This is a genomic window from Variovorax flavidus, from assembly GCF_030317145.1.
GTDB classification, from domain to species: Bacteria; Pseudomonadota; Gammaproteobacteria; order Burkholderiales; family Burkholderiaceae_C; genus Variovorax; species Variovorax flavidus.
This window is the reverse complement of the sequence record NZ_JASZYE010000005.1, coordinates 114368-132407: the sequence shown is the minus strand read 5'-3', so window position 1 is coordinate 132407 and position 18040 is coordinate 114368. Positions and strand designations below refer to the sequence as shown.

Below are 18040 nucleotides of genomic sequence, written 5' to 3'. Positions count from 1 at the left end.
CGATCAGACGCCGGCTTGCTGGTGCCGGTATTCCTGCGTCTTGCCGCCGTACCCGTAGGCGGCGGCGCGGGCGTCAATCAGGTGGACATACGACACCTCGTGCAGATTGCTCCGCAGCGCCGCCATCGCCGCGTGGATCTCGCGCAGATAGCGCGCCTTCTCCGCCTTGGTGTTGGTCTCGTCGGTGATGCTGATGTCAAGGTGAAACGCCGATTGGCCTAGCTCCGCCAGCGACTGCCCGCCGATGAACCAGGCGTCGGCGGGGATGTATTGCACCGTGATCGCGATCACCGGCAGCTTCTTGTCGAGCACGGTCTGAGTGAGTTCGGCCACCTTGTCGACGACGCGCCGGGTGAGTTGCGCGTCAGGCTGGCCCGAGAGGTGAACGACGATGTGCGGCATGGTGTTGTCCTTTCCTGCAATGAACGAGGTGTCATTGTGGAAAGAATGACGTCATCCGAAAAGCGGGAAGATATGATACTTTCCATCGGTTATACGAATGGATGAATGGCATGCAATCGTTCGACATCGAGCAATTGAAGACCCTGGTCGCCGTCGTCGAGGCCGGGAGCCTGACCGCGGCGGCGCCGATGGTCTTCCTGTCGCAGTCCGCCGTGAGCGAGCAGATGCGCAAGCTGGAGGAGCGGGTCGGGCAGTCCTTGTTGACGCGCAGCAAGGCCGGCGTGATGCCGACGCCCGCAGGAATTCGCCTGGTCGCGCATGCGCGCAGGATTCTTGCGTTGAGCGACGAGGCGTTTCGCGACTTGCGAGGCGAGTCGCTGCAGGGCGAACTCCGGCTCGCGGTCACCGACTACTTCCGCCCTGGAGAGCTGACGCGCCTGCTGAGCCGGCTGGGCGAGAGCTATCCGCAAGTCCGCCTGAATGTGAGCGTCCTGAAGAGCGGTGCCATCGAAGCGGGGTATTCGCGCGGCGATTTCGATGTGGGGCTGTCGATGCGTATCTCGGGCAATTCGGTCGGCTCAAAGTCCGACGATCAGGCGCGCAGCGCCGTGCTGCGCCGCGAGTCGCTCGCGTGGATGGGTGCGGAGGGAAGGCATTTCAAGCGTGACGAGCCGTTGCGGCTTCTCGTCCTGCCCGACACCTGTTCGCTGCACCAGTTCACCGTGAAGTTGCTGCGCCAGCGTGCGGTGCCCTACGTCGTGGCGCATGTGGCGTCAGGCGTCGCCGGCTTGCAGTCGGCGCTGGCGGCAGGCCTCGGCGTGGCATGCCTCAACGAATCGGCGCTGTGCGAAGGCGTGGCGCGTCTCGCGACGCCGCACGGATTGCCGGCGTTGCCGCGGGTCGCCTTTCATTTCCTGCCTGCACGCCGGGGCGAAACGGAGTTCGTGACGCGAGCGCGTGACTTGCTCACATCGCATCTCGTCTGAGCTGCCCGGCGGCGCCAAGCTGCGTCAGTCGCGAGGCGGTTGCGGCCAGGGCCGCTGGGGATCGCGGATCAGCTCGAAAGCCCGTGACACCTGCAGCACGCCGAGGTCGTCGAAGCGATGTCCGGCAATCTGCAAGCCGATCGGCAAGCCGCTCGTGGTGTAGCCGCAGTTGATTGACGATGCTGGCTGCTCCGACATGTTGTACGGCACCGTGAAGCCGATGTGTTCCAGAGGCCTCAGCGGGTCGTTGGTGGGCGAGGGCAGCTCGGCGGCGGCCGGGGCGTTGGGCGCGGTGGGCGAGATCACGTAGTGGTACTTCGCGCACGCTGCCACGGTCGCGACTCTCGTCGTGTGGAACTGGCTGAAGGCGCGGAACACATGCTCACCGCTGAACCCGGAAGCGCTCTCGGCCCACTCGCGGATGTAGGGCAGGACCCTGGCGCGCTGTTCGGGCTTCAGCGCATTCATGTCGACCAGCGAACGCGTGCGCCAGAGATGGTCCATGCCATCGAGCATGGCCTGCGACATGAAGGGCTGCATGGGCTCGACGATGGCGCCGGCCCGTTCGAAAAGGCGCGCCGCGTGCTCGACAGCCGCCTTGATCTCGGGTTCGACGGCCAGGCCGCAGCCGGCATCGAGCAGCAGACCGATGCGCAAGCCGCGCAGGTGATCGATGCCCACGTCGAAGGACGCCCAGGCAATCTCCTGCGCTGGAAGGCTCATGCTGTCGCGTGCATCGGGCTGCGCGAGCGTCTGCATCATCAGCGCGGCGTCACCGACGGTGCGCGTCATGGGGCCCGCGGCCCGGCCCATGTAGGGCGGGTCGATCGGGATACGCCCCAGGCTGGGCTTGAGGGTGAAGATGCCGCACCAGCCGGCCGGCAGGCGCAGCGAGCCACCGATGTCGGTGCCGATATGCAGCGGGCCATAGCCTGCGGCCGCCGCGGCGCCCGCACCGGCACTCGAACCACCGGGGGTCTTCGACAGATCCCACGGATTGCGCGCCAGCTTGTGGAAGCTCGACAGGCCCGAGGACAGCATCCCGTAGTCGGGCATCGTCGTCTTGCTGACGATCACCGCGCCGGCTTCCTTCAGGCGCGCGGCGGGCGGCGCGTCTGCTTCGGCGGGTCGCAGCTCGACGGCGGCCGTGCCGGCCGGCATCGGGTCGCCGCGCGTCGCGATGTTTTCCTTGATGGTCGTGGGCACGCCGTCGAGCGGGCCGAGCGGCTCGCCGCGCCGCCAGCGCGCCTCGGAGGCGCGCGCCTGCTCCAGCGCGGCCTCGGGCCGCAGCAGCCAGGTGGCCTGCAGCCGGGGCTCCCAGCGCTCGATGTGGTCGAGCACGGACTGCGTGACCTCGACCGGCGAGAGGCGCCCTTCGCGGTAGGCGGCGATCAGTTCCTGCGCGGACAGGTCGTGCAGCGCGTTGCTCACGACCACGACAGCGCCGACAGATCGTTGACGAAGATCGGCATGTCCTTCCACAGGCCCTTGACGCTTTTCTTCGCCACGGTCGGCCATTGCGGCTGGAACAGGAAGGCGTTGACCGCGTCGTTGGCAAGCAGGCGTTGCGCTTCGCCCAGGAGCTTGTTGCGTTCCGCCACGTTTCCTGTGTTCTTGATCTTGTCGAACACGGTGTTGAAATCCTTGGACTGGTAGCCCCAGTAGTAGTCCGACTTGGCGTAGTTGCCGAGATCGAAGGGCTCCACGTGCGAAACGATGCTGAGGTCGTAGTCCTTGTTGCCGTAGGTGCCGCTGAGCCACTGCGCCCACTCGACGTTCTGGATCTTCACATTGATGCCGATCTTGGCCAGTTGCGCGGCGATCACCTCGCCGCCCTGGCGGGCGTAGGGCGGCGGAGGCAGCGTCATCGTGAGTTCGATCGGCGTCTTCACGCCGGCCTCGGCCAGCAACTGCTTGGCCTTCTCGACGTTGAAGGGGTTCACGGCCGTGGTGTCGATGTAGCCTGCAGCGCCCGGCACGTAGTGGCTGCCGATGGGCACGCCGAAGCCATCGACCGCGCCTTCGATCACGGCCTTGCGGTCAATGGCCATGGAGATCGCACGCCGCACCCGCACGTCGTCCAGCGGCTTCCTCTTGTTGTTGATGGACAGGATGGTCTTGGCGCGCGAGCCGCTCAAGATCACCTGGAACTGCGGGTTGCTCTTGAACTGCGGCACCACACGCGTCGCGATGCGCGGGAAGGCGTCCACGTCGCCGGCCAGCAGCGAGGCAGCCTGCGCGGCCGGATCGGAAATGAAGCGGAAGGTGACCTTGTTGAGCTTCGTGGCCCCCGGGCTGCGAAAGCCATCCCACTTGCCGAGCACCAGCGAGCTGCCCTTGTTCCAGCCGTCGAGCTTGTAGGGGCCGGTGCCCACGGGCTTGGTGGCATTGGCGTCGGCGCTCTTCGGCTCGACGATGACGGCCGTCGCCTGGCCGAGGACGAAGGGCAGGTCGGGGTCGATTTCCTTGTTGATCAGCACCACCGTGTGTTCGTCGACCACCTGCGTGCTGATGTTGGCAAAGGTGCGCTTGTCCTTGTTGGTGCTCTTTTCGCTGCCGGCGCGGTCGAACGAGAACTTGACCGTTTGCGCATTGAAGGGCTCGCCGTTCTGGAACTTGACGCCGCGCTTCAGCTTGAAGGTGTAGGTGCGCAGGTCGGGCGAGATTTCCCAGCTTTCGGCCAGGAGCGGCGTCACGTTCCCGTCGGAATTGATCTTGGTGAGAGTCTCCAGGACGTTGTACAGGACGACTTCCCCGATGGCAGAGGCGGCGCCGGCGGTCGGGTCCAGCCCCGGAGGTTCGAGCCCCATGCCGAGCACCATCGAATCCTTGCGCCCCTGCGCCAATGCGGCCTGCGGCAGCGCGAGCGGCACGGTGGCGAGTGCGGCGGTGGTCAGGAGGGTGCGGCGATTCAACATGGTCAAGGCTCCAGGGAAAAGCTGAGGGTGTGGAAATACAACGTTACATCATCGCGACCTGCCGCCCGCGCGGCAAGGAATTGCTCATGGCGCGGCCACCGGCTCGGCGCGTGGCACGGCGGCCAGCAGCGCTTGCGTGTAGGGGTGCTCCGCGTGCGCGAAGAGTTGCTGTGGCGCTCCGCGCTCGACCACGAGGCCGCGGTGCAGCACGCAGACTTCATCGCAGAGATGGTTGACGACCGCGAGGTCATGGCTGATCAGCAGGTAGCTGATGCCGAACTGCTGTTGCAGGTCCTGCATCAGGTTGAGCACCTGGGCCTGCACCGAGACGTCGAGCGCGCTCACGGGCTCGTCGGCCACGATGAGCCTGGGGCGCGTGATCAGCGCCCGTGCGATCGCGATGCGCTGCCGCTGGCCGCCGGAGAACTCGTGCGGGTACTTGTGCAGGTCGCTGGTGCGCAGGCCCACGGCGGCGAGCGACTCGCCGGCGCGATCGCGCTGCTCGGCCCGGCTGGTTTCGGCGAGCGCTTCGAGCGGCTCGGCGACGATGCGCGCCACCGTCTGGCGCGGATCGAGCGAGCCGTAGGGGTCCTGGAACACCATCTGCACATCGCGCCGCGCCGCGCGCAATTCGTCCTTGGGCAGTGCGTGCAGGTCGCGCCCGAGCAGCTTCACGCTGCCCGAAGTCGGCCGGTCGAGCGCCATCACCAGCCGCGCGATGGTCGACTTGCCTGAGCCCGATTCGCCGACGATGCCCAGGCTCTGGCCGGGCCGGATGCTGAAGCTCACGCCATTGAGCGCCTTGACCATCGGCGGCGGGCTGAAGAGTCGTTCGCGCGGCAACGTGTAGTGGCGCACGAGGTCGATGACTTCCAGCAGCGGAGCGGATTGGGGATCGGGATCGAAGCGGTCCGTCATGCGGTCGCTCCTTCCTCGGTGGCAATCTCGTCGAGCCGAATGCAGCGCACCTGATGGTCGTGCGGCAGTGGGACGGGCGGTGGCCGTGTCGCAAGGCAGGCGTCGACCGTGTAGCGGCAGCGGCCTGCGAACGGGCATCCCGCCGGCAGGTCGATCAACTCGGGCACGCTGCCCTGGATGGTCGCGAGCTTCACGCCGCGCGGCGCGCCCAGCGCGGGGCGGGCCGCGAACAAGCCCTGGGTGTAGGGGTGGGCACGCTCGGCAAAGACGGCCGAGGTCGGACCGCTCTCCACTACGCTGCCGCCGTACATCACGAGCATCTTCGAGACGCTCTGCGCGATCACGCCGAGGTCGTGCGAAATGAGGATCAGCGCCATGCCGCGCTCCGCGACCAGGCCGCGGATGAGTTCGAGGATCTGCTTCTGGATCGTGACGTCGAGCGCAGTCGTCGGTTCGTCGGCGATCAGCAGGTCCGGTCCGCAGGCCAGCGCCATCGCGATGCCGATGCGCTGGCGCTGCCCGCCGGAGAATTGATGCGGATAGGCGTCGAGGCGCGATGCGGCGTCGGGGATGCCGACACGTTCGAGCAGCGCGAGCGCCTCCTTGCGGGCCTCGGCCTTCGACAGGCCGCGGTGCAGCCGCAGCGGCTCGCCGACCTGCCGTGCGATCGTGTGGACCGGGTTCAGCGCCGTCATCGGCTCCTGGAAGATCATGCCGATGCGGTTGCCGCGCAGCTCGCACATGTCGCGCTCGGGGAGGCCGACCAACTCGGTGCCGTCGAAGCGGATGCTGCCCGTCACCTTGGCGCTGGAAGGCAAAAGCCCCATCAGCGATTGCACCGTGATCGACTTGCCGCAGCCGGATTCGCCGACGATGCCGAGCGTTTCGCCGCGCTCCAGCGTGAAGCCGATGCCGCGCACTGCCTCGGCCGGCCCGCGCTGCGTCTGCAGTTGCACATGGAGATTGTTGACTTCGAGCAGAGGCATGGCGGGTTCAGCGTGCGCGGGCGAGGCGTGGGTCCAGAAGGTCGCGCAGGCCGTCGCCGAGCAGGTTGAGGCCGAGCACCGCGAAGGCGATGGCCATGCCCGGAAACACGGCAAGCAAGGGCGCCTGGAACATCATGGTCTGCGCCTCGCTGAGCATCCGGCCCCAGGACGGTTGAGGCGGCTGCGTGCCGAGCCCCAGGTAGGAGAGGGCCGCTTCGGCGAGGATCGCCACTGCGAAGCGGATGGTGATCTGCACGATCAGCACCGCCGAGATGTTCGGCAGCACGTGCTGCATCGTGATCGCGAACGAGCCCTTGCCGCAGGCGCGCGCGGCGGCGATGTACTCGCGCGACCAGATGGCATTGGCAGATGCACGCGTGATGCGCGCGAAGGTCGGGATGTTGTAGATGCCGATCGCGATGATCGCGTTGACGATGCCCGCGCCAAACACCGCCGTCATCATGATCGCCGACAGGATCGCGGGAAAGGCCATCGAAAAATCGGTGAAGCGCATGATCGCTTCCTCCACCCATCCGCGCCTGGCCGCGGCGAGCAGGCCGAGCGCAGTGCCGACCGTGAGCCCGATGCCGACCGCGATCACCCCGACCAGGATGGACGCGCGCGCCCCGACCAGCAGCAGCGACGCCACGTCGCGGCCGAAGGTGTCCGTGCCCAGCCAGTGCGCGGCGCTGGGCCGCTGGAGCTTGCTGGCCAGATCCATCTCATAGGGCGACCAGGGCGTCCAGACGAGCGACACCGCCGCAGCCAGCAGCAACAGCAAGGTGAGAACGGCGCCGATCGCAAAGCTGCGATGGTGCAACGCACGGCGCCAGAAGCCCGGCACCTTGAACGCAGCCGCGCTCGGCACGCCGACCGGAAGGGCGCTCATGGCGGGAGCCGCCGGGCCGCAGTGAGGCGACGTGAAAAGCCGGGGGGTCTCATATGTCCGATGCCTTGATGCGGGGGTCGATCACGGCGTAGAGCACGTCGACGACGAAGTTGACGATGACGACCATCGCGGCCAGCAGCATCACGCAGTTGCGCACCACGATCAGGTCGCGGTTGCTGATGGCCTGGAAGATCAGCCTGCCCAGACCGGGCAGGTAGAACACGTTCTCGACCACGATCGTGCCGGCGAGCAGCTCGGAGAACTGCATGCCCATCACCGTGATGACCGGGATCAGCGCATTGCGCAGCACATGGCGCCAGAGCACCGCACGCTGCGACACGCCCTTGGCGCGAGCGGTGCGGACGAAGTCCTCGCGCATCACCTCCAGCACCGCCGAGCGCGTGATGCGCGCGAGGATGGCGGCCTGCACCACCGCGAGCGACAGGGCCGGCAGCAGCAATGCCTTCAGGCCGGGGAGGATGCCTTCGTCCCACCCTTCGAAGCCGCCGGCGGAGAACCATTGCAGCTGCACCGAGAAGACGAGGATCAGGAGGATCGCGAACCAGAAGTTCGGGATGGCGATGCCCACCTGCGTCAGCCCCATCAGGCCGACGTCGCCGAGCTTGTTGTGTCGCGCCGCCGCGGTGACGCCGACCACCAGCGCCAGCAGGGTCGTGAAGGTCATCGCAAGCAGTGCCAGCGGCACGGTCAGCGCGAGCCGTTCGAGGATCAGGTCGAGCACCGGCGAGCTGTAGGCATAGCTGTCGCCAAGCTGGCCGGTCAGGAGGCCGCCGATCCAGTGCCAGTAACGGGTCCATGCCGGCTGGTCGAGTCCGAGCTTGGCGGCAAGGGCTGCCACGGCATCGGGCGATGCGTCCGGGCCCATGAGCATCTGCGCAGCGTTGCCGGGCAGGATCTCGAGCACCAGGAAAACGATGATGGAGGCGCCGATCAGGGTGGCGATCAGCGTCACGAGGCGTTTGAAAAGAAACAGGCTCATGGGGCGGGGCGCAGCATAACCCGATTGACGCAACGACCATGCCCGGGAACGTTTGCTCCCGCGTTCGGCGCTCGCACGTCCTCACTGCCCTTCGTGGGGGCTTCGGTCGCCCCGGGGGCGCCCCGGCGGCAGCCGGTCGATAATGCCGGGATGGCCCTCATGATCACCGACGAATGCATCAACTGCGATGTGTGCGAGCCGGAGTGCCCCAACGACGCGATCTACATGGGCGTGGAGATCTACGAGATCGATCCGCACAAGTGCACCGAATGCGTTGGCCACTTCGACGAGCCGCAGTGTGTTCAGGTGTGCCCGGTTGCCTGCATCCCGACCCACCCGCAACACGTGGAGACGCGGGAGACCCTGTGGCAGAAATTCGAGCGGCTCACCGCCGCGAAGCAGGCTGCGCAGGGCGGCGGCGCGGCTGGCAGCGTTCCGCCAGCCGCTGCGTCCGCGTCCTAGCTTTTCTCCGGGGCCCGGTCGCCGGATTTGGAAGACTTCTTCTTCGGCGGTGAAGCCGGGTCTTGCCTGCTGACGTAGACCGGGTCCTTCTGCCTCTTCTTCAGCTTGTAAATGCCGTTCGCGTCCCGATGCGATGGCGTTGCCGCTCTTGGCTGCGGCTTGTTGTCGATCAACGAAGCCTGCCTGCGAGCACTGATGGACTCCAGGTGCAGACGCTCCCGCTCCATGCGATCGGCCGCAGCTCGGACGTCGCGGGTCGTCTGGTCGGCATCGCGCCGCTGATCGGCATGGCGCGCATCTTCGAGATTCACCGCCTTGCCGCCTTCGCAGGGGCGGTCGGTGTAGGTGTTGCCGCAGCGCCAGGTTCCATGGCCGCTCCCGGCGGCGAGAGCGGCCCATTGAAGGCAGGCGCCCGCCATGAAGATGGCGCTCCTTGCTGCGATTCGTGAGTGTGACAGTCTCATTTTTCTAGCTCCCCTTACTTCTTTCTCTTCCGCTAGCCCGCGGCGGGTGCGTCCCCCTCGCCGGGCTCGCGCCTCGGTGGTTTGGGCCGCGGCGGCTTGCTCGTGTGGATGAGCAATGTCGCCTTGTCCATCTCTCCGGCCAACAGCGCCGGGAAGGCGTGCAGGGTGCGGGTGATCGCATCGTCGATCGCCTCGCGTTGTTCCTTGAGAGGCTTCTTCAGCACCCAGCTGACGACCTCCGACTTCACGCCGGGGTGGCCGATGCCCAGGCGCAGGCGCCAGTAGTCGGCCGTGCCGAGTTGGGCGTGGATGTCGCGCAAGCCGTTGTGACCGGCGTGGCTGCCGCCGAGCTTCAGCTTGGCCTGGCCCGGAACCACGTCGAGTTCATCGTGCGCCACCAGGATTTCCTGCGGTTCGATCTTGAAGAAGCGCGCCAGCGCCGCGACCGATTTGCCCGAGAGGTTCATGAAAGTCTGCGGCTCGAGCAGCCACAGGGGCTTGCCGCCAACCTGCGTGCGCGCCACCAGGCCGTGGTAGGACCGCTCGGGCGACAGGGTGAGCTTGAGATCGCGCGCGAGCGCGTCGATCCACCAGAAGCCCGCGTTGTGTCGCGTGGCTTCGTATTCCGGGCCTGGATTTCCGAGGCCCACAAACAGCTTGATCATGGAAGGATCATATTTGTTGCTCGCCCCCAGGCTTCCCGCACTTCGTGTCGGTGCGCCTACCCCCTGCCGGGGGCGGGCCGGCCGCTTCGGGCGGCCGGGCGCGGTGGCCCCCAATGAAAACGGCCCGCACTGGGCGGGCCGTTCTGGGCAAGGCGAAGCTGATTACTTCTTCTTGGCGGGGGCCTTGGCGTCGGCCTTGGCTGCTGCGGGGGCAGCACCTTCGGCGGGGGCGCCTTCGGCTGCAGCCGTTTCTTCGGCGACCAGCGGGGACACGGCCGAGACGACAACGGGGTTGCCCTTGCCGTGGCTCACGTACTTCAGGCCCTTGGGGAGCTTGATGTCGTTGACGTGGATGGTGGCGTTCTTGGTCAGGCCCGAGAGGTCGACTTCGATGAACTCGGGGAGGTCGGCCGGCAGGCAGCTGACTTCGAGTTCGTTCATCACGTGGTTCACGAGGTTGTGGTCGAGCTTGACGGCCACGGACTCTTCTTCACCCTTGAAGTGCAGCGGCACCTTGACGGTCATGCGGGTGCGGGCGTCGACGCGTTGGAAGTCGATGTGCTGCACGAGCTGACGGAACGGGTGGTATTGCACGTCACGGAGCAGCACCTTCGTGGTGTTGCCGGCGAGTTCCATCTCGAGGATGGACGAGTGGAAGGCTTCCTTCTTGAGGGCGTGCCACAGCGCGTTGTGATCGATCTCGATCAGCTGGGGCTGGCCTTCGCCACCGTAGACGATACCGGGCGTCTTGCCCGAGATGCGGAGACGGCGGCTCGCACCCGTGCCCTGCTTTGCGCGCTCAAAAGCGACGAATTTCATAACTGGCTCCTGTGGAAGTCGACCGCGACCAGTGCGACTCCGGTTTCAAAATGGGCTTCGCGAAGGAAGCCCGGCTTTTTGCTCGAAAGGCGAAACCTCAGAAGAGGTTTTCCTGGTCCGAGAACAAACTCATGACCGACTCGCCCTTGGCGATGCGCTGGATCGTCTCTGCGATCAGCGGTGCCACGGAGAGTTGGCGGATCTTTCCGCAGCCTGTCGCGCTGGCGCTCAGCGGGATCGTGTCGGTCACGACCACCTCGTCGAGCGCGGACCCCTGGGCGATCCGCTCGATGGCGGGACCCGAGAAGATCGGGTGCGTGCAATAGGCGTACACCTTCTTGGCACCGCGTTCCTTCAGCACTTCGGCCGCTTTGACCAGCGTGCCGGCCGTGTCGATCATGTCGTCCATGATCACGCAGTTGCGGCCGTCGATCTCGCCGATGACGTGCATGACTTCGCTCACGTTGGCGCGCGGACGGCGCTTGTCGATGATCGCGAGGTCGCAATTCAGTTGCTTGGCCAGTGCGCGGGCACGAACCACGCCGCCGACGTCGGGCGAGACCACGATCAGGTCTTCGTAGTTCTTCTGGCGCAGATCGCCCAGCAGCACCGGCGACGCATAGATGTTGTCGACGGGAATGTCGAAGAAACCCTGGATCTGGTCGGCGTGCAGGTCCATCGTCAGCACGCGGGCCACGCCCACCGTTTCGAGAAGATTGGCGACCACCTTGGCGGAGATCGGCACCCGGCTGGAACGGGGGCGGCGATCCTGGCGCGCATAGCCGAAATAGGGGATCACGGCACTGATGCGCTCGGCCGAGGCGCGCTTGAGCGCGTCGACCATGATGAGCAGTTCCATCAGGTTTTCGTTGGTCGGCGCGCAGGTCGACTGCACGACGAACACATCGCGCGCCCGGACGTTCTGGTTGATCTCGACGGTGACTTCGCCGTCAGAGAAGCGACCGACACGGGCGGCACCGAGCGAAGTGCCCAGGTGCTGCGAAATTTCCGCGGCAAGGCCAGGATTGGCATTGCCGGTGAAAACCATGAAATCAGGGTTGTGAGCAGCCTGCATGAGCGTCCCGGCAAAGTGCATCCGGCAATGCGAAATGGCTCTTGAAGGAGCCGCCAAAAATCTCTTGAATGAAGATTTGGCAGGGGAGAAAGGATTCGAACCTTTGCATGCTGGAATCAAAATCCAGTGCCTTAACCAGCTTGGCGACTCCCCTACACGGGTCGATGACCAATGTCATCAACCGATATATGTCGCATCAGACCGCAGAGCGCTCTGATTATCTAGGCTGCCCAGCCCACGAGGGGATGAACAGCCAAGTTGCTGCACTTGCGAACCTGCCAGCCCTGAGGGGCATCGGCCAATTCCGCTTCGTGCGGCATTGTCGCAAACACCGAACTTCCTGAACCAGTCATGCGGGCACTGAGTCCTTGGTGACCGAGCCATTCGATGGCTTCGGTGACCGCGGGGCAGAGCCGCTGCGCAACCGGCTGCAGGTCGTTATGACCGAAGTCAAAGCGAAAACCTGAAACTTCCGCTTCGCTGTATGCAGCAAAGCCCGAGATTATAGCAGTGGGAGTTGACCGTTGGAGATCATCTGCCGAAAAAATCAGTCGGGTATCGAGTCCGGCGGGTGGTTTCACGACGGCGAAGCGCCCGGCTGGCAGGGTGATGGGCGTGATTTTCTCGCCGATTCCTTCCACCCATGCATTCTGTCCACGCAGGAAGAACGGAACGTCGGCGCCGAGTTGGAGGCCGATCTCCTCGAGCTTTTGCAGAGGCAGATTCAGGTCCCACAGCCGGTTCAGGGCCAGAAGACAGGTCGCCGCGTCGGAGGAGCCGCCCCCCATGCCCGCCTGGGCTGGCACGTGCTTGGCGATCCCGATGTGCGCGCCCTGAGTCGTCTTCGCAAAGTCTTGCAGCGCCTTGGCGGCGCGCACGATCAGGTCGTCCGCGGGGAGTTCTGTCGTCAGGTCCTCGCGCGAGATGATTCCGTCGTCGCGCCGCTCGACGTGCAGCGTGTCGCACCAGTCGATCAGCATGAACACCGACTGCAGCAGGTGATACCCATCCGCCCGCCGGCCGGTGATGTGCAGGAAGAGGTTGAGCTTGGCCGGAGCCGGGAGGTCGTAGATCGCCTTCATGCGCGTTCGAACACGATGCGCAGATCGGCCCGAGGCTCGGGCGACTCGCGGGTCGCCTGCAGACGTCCGGTGCCGACCTGGGAGAGATCCGGACGCCAGCCGGGCACGCGTTCGTCGCGGCCGGCCAGCCATGCGAACAGTGCACCGACCGGTATGGCGGCGCCCGTGGCGGCCTCGATCAGGGCATCGACCGAATCGAAGCGCCGCGTCTCACGGCCATTCTTGAGCAGTGCTTCGCCGGGCGCCCAGTGGAGCTGCGCCAGTGTGCTGCCGATCGGGCTGGTGAGCGTGAGATCGCCGGCTTGCGGTGCGCCGCGCAGTTCGAAAAGCGCCGAAAAAGTCTGTACGGGCTGGCTGTCGACGCGCAGCGAAAGGCGGCCGCTCCATGCCTCGACGGCGTCTGCGCCGATCGGCCTGGTCGGGCTGCCGGTGCTGGCGCAGCCCGCAGCCAGCAATGCACCGGCACAGCCCGCTGCCAGTGCCAGGCGGCGATTCAAAGTTTCACGCGCAGGCGCTTGAGCGTTTCCTGCAGCGTCTCGTTGTCTGCATCGGCCAGGGACGCTTCTTTCCAGATGGTCATGGCGCGGTCGCGCTGGCCGGTTGCCCACAGGACCTCGCCCAGGTGCGCGCCGATCTCCGGATCCGGCCGGCGCCTGTAGGCGTCTTCCAGGATGCGCATCGCTTCGCCTGTGTTGCCGAGCCGGTACTCGACCCAGCCCAGGCTGTCCGCGATGAACGGATCATCGGGTGCGAGTTGCACGGCCTTCTGGATCAGCGTGCGCGCCTCTTCCAGGCGCACCTTGCGATCGGCGAACGAGTAGCCGAGGGCGTTGTAGGCGTTCTGGTTGTCGGGCTTGAGCTCGATCAGGCGGCGCAGCAGGCGCTCCATTTCATCCAGGCGGTTGAGTTTCTCGGCGACCATGGCCTGGTCGTAGATCAAGTCGGTGTCGGTGGGCGCGGCCACGCTGGCCTGCGCCAGCATGTCGAAAGCCGCCTGGTACTGCTTGGCGTCGCGCAGCAACTGGACTTCGGCCAGGAACTTCTGCTTCTTTTCGTCCGCCGTGCGCTCGGGCAGGCTGCGGATGAGTTCGCGCGCTTGCGGCAGCTTGCCTTGCCGGGCGAGCAGCGCGGCACGGCGCACCTGGGCGACGACCAGATCATCCGTGTTGTCGATGCGGGCCAGCCAGGCGTCTGCGCCCGCGAAGTCCTTCCGGCGCTCCGACAGCTGGGCCATCAGCAGATAGGCCTGGGTCAGCCCGCGTTCCTGGGCGTCCGGGTCGCGTTGCGAGCTGGCAAGCGACATGTAGCGCCTGAGCGACGCTTCGGCTGCCGCATCCTGGCGCGCCTGCGCCTGCAGGCTGCCGAGCAGCAGCCAGGGTTCGGGCAGCTCGGGGCGGGCCACGGTAAGCGACGCCAGTTCGGCGGACGCTTCCGAGTAGCGGCGGCCTTCGACCAGTACGCGCGCATAGGCCATGCGCATTTCGGGCTGGACCTTCGGACCGGCCAGGTAGCGCTTGACGATAGGTTCTGCCAAGGGTTGGCTGGGGTCCATCAACTCCAGCGCCAGCATCGCCGGGCCGTCCGACGATGGGTCCAGTTCCTGGCCCTTGATGGCGGCGTCGAGCGCGCCCGCCGTGTCGCCCGCCGCGAGCCGGAGACGGCCCACCGTGCCCCAGGCCGCGCCGCCGGTGGCAGGGCTCTTGAGGTCATCGGCAAGTGCCTGTTCGACGACCGACGCCGCCAGCTTCTTGTCGGTGGCCCGGGCGTAGTTCCGCGCGATCACCGCCATGAGAAAAGGCCGCTCCACCTGCGGCGTGGCGGCCACTTCGGCGCGGAGAGGTTCGACGGTCTCGCCGATACGATTCAGGGCGATCAGGATCTGCAACTCGAAGCGCCGTGCCTCGCGGGAATCGGGCACGCTTTCCTTCCACGCGCGGGCGGCGGCCAGCGCGGCATCGCCCGAGCGGGATTGCAGCGCGATCTCGACGGCGCGCTGGAAAAGCTTGCTGTCGCGGGACCGTCGGGCGGCGTCCAGTACCAGGCCGTAGCCTGAACCGGCGTCGCCGGATCGAGCGGTGAGTTCCCCCATGAGCACTTCGTAGAAGAGCTCGGCCGTCATGGCGGAGGGCTGTGCCTCGGATTTGTCCGTGTCGCCCGACACCGCGGCCGGCGTCACGGCGGGCGCGGCCGGTTCGATGATGGGAGCGGGGCTGGTGGGGGCTGCAGGCGCGGGCGGTTCAGTCTGTGCCTGGGCGGCAAGCCCCGTCAGAGCCAGGAACGCGGCCGCCGCGAGGCGGGATCGGCGGAGCGGGAAGGTCATCGAACCATAATAATCCAAGGCTTTTGCATGATGGTCGCGTGGGGCTTCGGCGCCGGCGTGTTTTCGTGTCAGCCTTCTCCCATGCCCGAACTCCCTGAAGTCGAAGTCACTCGCCGTGGTTTTGCCGATCGCATCGCCGGCGCCCGCATCGACGCGGTGCGCGTGGGCAAGCCCCTGCGATGGGCGCTCGCCGTCGAACCGGGCGCACTCGTCGGTCGCACGGTTCAGACGGTCCGGCGCCGTGGCAAATACCTGCTGGTCGACCTGGACGCAGGCCTGCTGCTGATGCATCTGGGCATGTCGGGCAGCTTGCGCTTCGATGCCGCACTGCCGGCGCCTGCCGCGCACGATCATTTCGACCTGGTCACCAGCCGGGGCACCCTGCGCCTGAATGACCCGCGCCGATTCGGAGCCGTGGTCTACGTGGAAGACGAGGCGTCGCCGCTCGCGATCAAGCTGCTCGGCGGGCTGGGCATGGAGCCGTTGGGCGATGCCTTCGACCTGGACGCCTTCCACGCGGGGCTGCGGCGGCGCACGGCACCCATCAAGCAGGTGCTGCTGGCTGGCGACGTCGTGGTGGGGGTGGGCAACATCTACGCCTCGGAGGCGCTCTTTCTCGCCGGCATTCGGCCAACGCTGTCTGCCTCACGCATCAGCCGGCCGCGGGCCGCGCGCCTGCATGCGGCGGTGCGTGACATCCTGGCGCGGGCCGTGGAGCGAGGCGGCAGCACCTTGCGCGATTTCTCGAATATCGACGGGCAAAGCGGCTACTTTCAATTGGAAGCAACGGTCTATGGCCGCGCCGGAGAGCCCTGTAGAGTGTGCGCAACGCCCATTCGGCAAGTGCGCCAGGGGCAGCGTTCCACATATTTCTGCCCAAACTGCCAAAAGTACTGAATCCCGTTGGGGCGAATGACGCGTCAGAGCCATGCCGATGCTATATTTTGTAAACCGCTCTTACATTTAGCCCATTGACCGCCTCTTTCAACCAGCAGTTCGACCAGCATGGTGCTTGGCGGCGCAACTTTGCGCATCGCCTGAAGTGGCTTTCGCACTGGCTGAATGAGAACGAACTGCTGAACCAGAGCGTCGCGGAGCGTTTGCGCGACGTGGAGTCGCAACTGCGCACCAGCAAGGTCATGGTCGCCTTCGTTGCCGAGTTCTCGCGCGGCAAGTCCGAACTGATCAACGCGATCTTCTTTGCAGGGTACGGCCGCCGCATCATGCCGGCGAGCGCAGGGCGCACGACGATGTGCCCGACCGAACTGGGCTACGACCCCGCGTATGCACCCAGCCTGCGCCTGCTGCCGATCGAAACCAGGCTCGAACCGCATTCGCTCACGCATTGGCGCGACGAACCTGACCGGTGGACCGAGATCGAGATCGACGTCGAAAACGCCGAGCACCTGTCGCAGACGATGAGCAAGGTCGCCGAGGTGCGGTGGGTGCCGAAGGATGAAGCCCGTGCGCTGGGCTTCTGGAGCGACGACGCGCCCGACGACAACCCTGTTCCCGATTCCGACGGCCGCGTCGAGATTCCCCGCTGGCGCCATGCGGTGCTGAACATGCCGCACCCCTTGCTCGAACAGGGGCTGGTGATTCTCGACACGCCTGGCCTCAACGCCATCGGCGCCGAGCCCGAACTGACGGTGAGCCTGATCCCGCAAGCCCACGCGGTCGTGTTCATCCTGGGTGCCGACACCGGCGTGACGCGTTCCGATCTCTCGATCTGGCGCGAGCACCTCGTGACCGAGGGCGACGTCAGCGAAACACGCATCGTGGTGCTGAACAAGATCGACACCATGTGGGACATCCTCAGCACGCCGGCGCAAGTCGACGCGCAGATCCAGCGCCAGCGCAAGGGCGCCGCCGACCTGCTCGGCGTGCCGCTGTCGCAGGTGCTGCCGGTCTCGGCGCAAAAGGGATTGCAGGCCAAGATCCGCCGCGATGTCCCGCTGCTGCAGGCGAGCCGCCTCCCGGCGCTCGAAGCCGTGCTCGGTGAGGGCCTGCTCGGCAAGCGCGAGACGATGCTGCGGCTGGCCGTGGATGCCGGCATCGCGTCGCTTCGCACCGAGGCGGCGCGCATTCTCAACGTTCGCCAGCGCGACTTGTCCGAGCAGGCGCTCGAACTGCAGGGTTTGCGCGGCAAGAACGGTTCCGTCATCCGGCACATGCGAACGCGCATCGAGCAGGAACAGACCGAATTCGAAGGCAGCAACACCCGCATCCTGGCCTTGAGGTCGGTGCAGGGCAAGCTGCTGCGCGAGGTGTACGCAGTGCTCGGCAGCACTGCGCTCAAGGCGGACATGGGGCACCTCGCAGCAGCCCTCAAGCGGCGCGGCATCAAGTTCAACGTGCGCAAGGTGTACGGCGAAACCTTCGATTCGCTGCGCAACAACCTGCGCGAAGTCCAGGCGACGACCGCCGAGATCCAGTCGATGCTGCATGCGACCTTCCGGCAGCTCAATGCGGAGCACGGCTTCACCCTGCAAGCGCCGGCCGAGCCGGACCTGTCGGGCTTCGAGCAGCAACTGACCCAGATCGAGCGCAGCCACGTTCACTATCTCGGCGTGGGCAACCTGCTCAAGCTGGCGCAGCCGGATTTCTGCGACAAGCTGGTGCGCGCGCTGGCGAGCCGGCTTCGCGTGGTCAACGAGGCGGCCATGACGGAGGTCGAGCGCTGGAGCAAGGGCGCGGGCGCCCAGCTCGACGCGCAACTCAAGGAACGCCGCCGTACTTTCACCAAGCGCATCGAAGCGGTCGAACGCATCCAGGGCGCGGCGGGCAATCTCGACGAGCGCCTGGCCGAACTCGCCGCGCAGGAGGCCAATCTGGCCGAACTGCATCGCCGGCTGGGCGAATTGACTTCGGTGCTCGCGAGCAACGAGGCGCCGAATGTGCCTGCAGCTCGCAGTGAACTCAGTGCGGCATGAGGCTCTCCCCCAGGTTGGCTCACTTCGAGTAGCCGCCCACCCCCTCACCGGGGGCAATACCGGCGGCCCGGCAGAGCCGGTTCCGCGGTATTTCTGGTTTTGAGCGGGGCGGTTTCAGCTC

At 66.2% G+C, this 18040-nt stretch carries 18 protein-coding genes and 1 tRNA gene; 4 read left to right on the top strand and 15 right to left on the bottom strand.

Going from position 1 to position 18040, the window contains the following annotated elements:
• Nucleotides 1–3: 3 nt before the first annotated feature.
• Nucleotides 4–402 carry a tautomerase family protein gene (locus QTH90_RS22320; protein WP_286666762.1) on the bottom strand — a complete coding sequence of 133 codons (399 nt, stop codon included), beginning with the start codon at nt 400–402 and terminating at the stop codon, nt 4–6.
• 110 nt (nt 403–512) lie between these two features.
• On the opposite strand from QTH90_RS22320, the gene QTH90_RS22315 reads away from it, so the two are divergent.
• Nucleotides 513–1388 (top strand): LysR family transcriptional regulator, encoded by an 876-nt coding sequence (locus QTH90_RS22315; RefSeq protein ID WP_286666761.1) that lies wholly within the window; start codon nt 513–515, stop codon nt 1386–1388.
• A 24-nt stretch (nt 1389–1412) separates the two neighbouring features.
• On the opposite strand, the gene QTH90_RS22310 is transcribed toward QTH90_RS22315, so the two are convergent.
• From QTH90_RS22310 to QTH90_RS22285, 6 genes are all read right to left on the bottom strand, one after another.
• Entirely contained in the window at nt 1413–2825 is a 1413-nt protein-coding gene (locus QTH90_RS22310; protein ID WP_444814752.1) for an amidase, read from the bottom strand.
• A complete protein-coding gene (locus QTH90_RS22305; RefSeq protein WP_286666760.1) occupies nt 2816–4306 on the bottom strand; it encodes an ABC transporter substrate-binding protein in 1491 nt (496 codons plus the stop codon). The genes QTH90_RS22310 and QTH90_RS22305 overlap by 10 nt, the downstream gene beginning before the upstream one ends.
• Before the next feature lie 84 nt (nt 4307–4390).
• On the bottom strand, nt 4391–5224 hold the full coding sequence (locus QTH90_RS22300; protein WP_286666759.1) for an ATP-binding cassette domain-containing protein: 834 nt from the start codon (nt 5222–5224) through the stop codon (nt 4391–4393).
• A complete protein-coding gene (locus QTH90_RS22295; protein WP_286666758.1) occupies nt 5221–6210 on the bottom strand; it encodes an ABC transporter ATP-binding protein in 990 nt (329 codons plus the stop codon). Before QTH90_RS22295 ends, QTH90_RS22300 begins: the two co-directional genes overlap by 4 nt.
• Nucleotides 6211–6217: 7 nt before the next feature.
• The gene (locus QTH90_RS22290) at nt 6218–7099 is read right to left on the bottom strand and encodes an ABC transporter permease (protein WP_286666757.1); all 882 of its coding nucleotides are present in this window, start codon (nt 7097–7099) and stop codon (nt 6218–6220) included.
• 49 nt (nt 7100–7148) lie between these two features.
• A complete protein-coding gene (locus tag QTH90_RS22285) occupies nt 7149–8099 on the bottom strand; it encodes an ABC transporter permease (protein ID WP_286666756.1) in 951 nt (316 codons plus the stop codon).
• A gap of 150 nt (nt 8100–8249) precedes the next feature.
• Here QTH90_RS22285 and QTH90_RS22280 point away from each other — a divergent pair, with 150 nt between their 5' ends.
• Entirely contained in the window at nt 8250–8561 is a 312-nt protein-coding gene (locus tag QTH90_RS22280) for a YfhL family 4Fe-4S dicluster ferredoxin (RefSeq protein ID WP_286666755.1), read from the top strand.
• On the opposite strand, the gene QTH90_RS22275 is transcribed toward QTH90_RS22280, so the two are convergent.
• The 8 genes from QTH90_RS22275 to QTH90_RS22240 form a co-directional block, all read right to left on the bottom strand.
• Nucleotides 8558–8872 carry a hypothetical protein gene (locus QTH90_RS22275; RefSeq protein ID WP_286666754.1) on the bottom strand — a complete coding sequence of 105 codons (315 nt, stop codon included), beginning with the start codon at nt 8870–8872 and terminating at the stop codon, nt 8558–8560. The two genes, QTH90_RS22280 and QTH90_RS22275, sit on opposite strands and share 4 nt — an antisense overlap.
• A 185-nt stretch (nt 8873–9057) precedes the next feature.
• A complete protein-coding gene (pth, locus tag QTH90_RS22270; RefSeq protein WP_286666753.1) occupies nt 9058–9690 on the bottom strand; it encodes an aminoacyl-tRNA hydrolase in 633 nt (210 codons plus the stop codon).
• A 162-nt stretch (nt 9691–9852) separates the two neighbouring features.
• Nucleotides 9853–10509 carry a 50S ribosomal protein L25/general stress protein Ctc gene (locus QTH90_RS22265; RefSeq protein ID WP_286666752.1) on the bottom strand — a complete coding sequence of 219 codons (657 nt, stop codon included), beginning with the start codon at nt 10507–10509 and terminating at the stop codon, nt 9853–9855.
• Nucleotides 10510–10606: 97 nt separating this feature from the next.
• A complete protein-coding gene (locus QTH90_RS22260) occupies nt 10607–11584 on the bottom strand; it encodes a ribose-phosphate pyrophosphokinase (RefSeq protein ID WP_286601412.1) in 978 nt (325 codons plus the stop codon).
• 77 nt (nt 11585–11661) lie between these two features.
• Nucleotides 11662–11738 (bottom strand) — tRNA-Gln (locus QTH90_RS22255).
• Nucleotides 11739–11805: 67 nt separating this feature from the next.
• Nucleotides 11806–12666: a 4-(cytidine 5'-diphospho)-2-C-methyl-D-erythritol kinase gene (gene ispE / locus QTH90_RS22250; RefSeq protein WP_286666751.1), complete on the bottom strand. Its 861-nt coding sequence runs from the start codon at nt 12664–12666 to the stop codon at nt 11806–11808.
• The gene (locus QTH90_RS22245; protein WP_444814751.1) at nt 12663–13163 is read right to left on the bottom strand and encodes a lipoprotein insertase outer membrane protein LolB; all 501 of its coding nucleotides are present in this window, start codon (nt 13161–13163) and stop codon (nt 12663–12665) included. Before QTH90_RS22245 ends, ispE begins: the two co-directional genes overlap by 4 nt.
• On the bottom strand, nt 13160–14986 hold the full coding sequence (locus QTH90_RS22240) for a tetratricopeptide repeat protein (RefSeq protein ID WP_286666750.1): 1827 nt from the start codon (nt 14984–14986) through the stop codon (nt 13160–13162). The genes QTH90_RS22245 and QTH90_RS22240 overlap by 4 nt, the downstream gene beginning before the upstream one ends.
• Before the next feature lie 81 nt (nt 14987–15067).
• Between QTH90_RS22240 and mutM the strand changes: the two genes are divergently transcribed.
• Both mutM and QTH90_RS22230 read left to right on the top strand, forming a co-directional pair.
• Nucleotides 15068–15883: a bifunctional DNA-formamidopyrimidine glycosylase/DNA-(apurinic or apyrimidinic site) lyase gene (gene mutM / locus QTH90_RS22235; RefSeq protein WP_286666749.1), complete on the top strand. Its 816-nt coding sequence runs from the start codon at nt 15068–15070 to the stop codon at nt 15881–15883.
• 74 nt (nt 15884–15957) lie between these two features.
• On the top strand, nt 15958–17919 hold the full coding sequence (locus QTH90_RS22230) for a dynamin family protein (RefSeq protein ID WP_286666748.1): 1962 nt from the start codon (nt 15958–15960) through the stop codon (nt 17917–17919).
• Nucleotides 17920–18040: the final 121 nt, after the last annotated feature.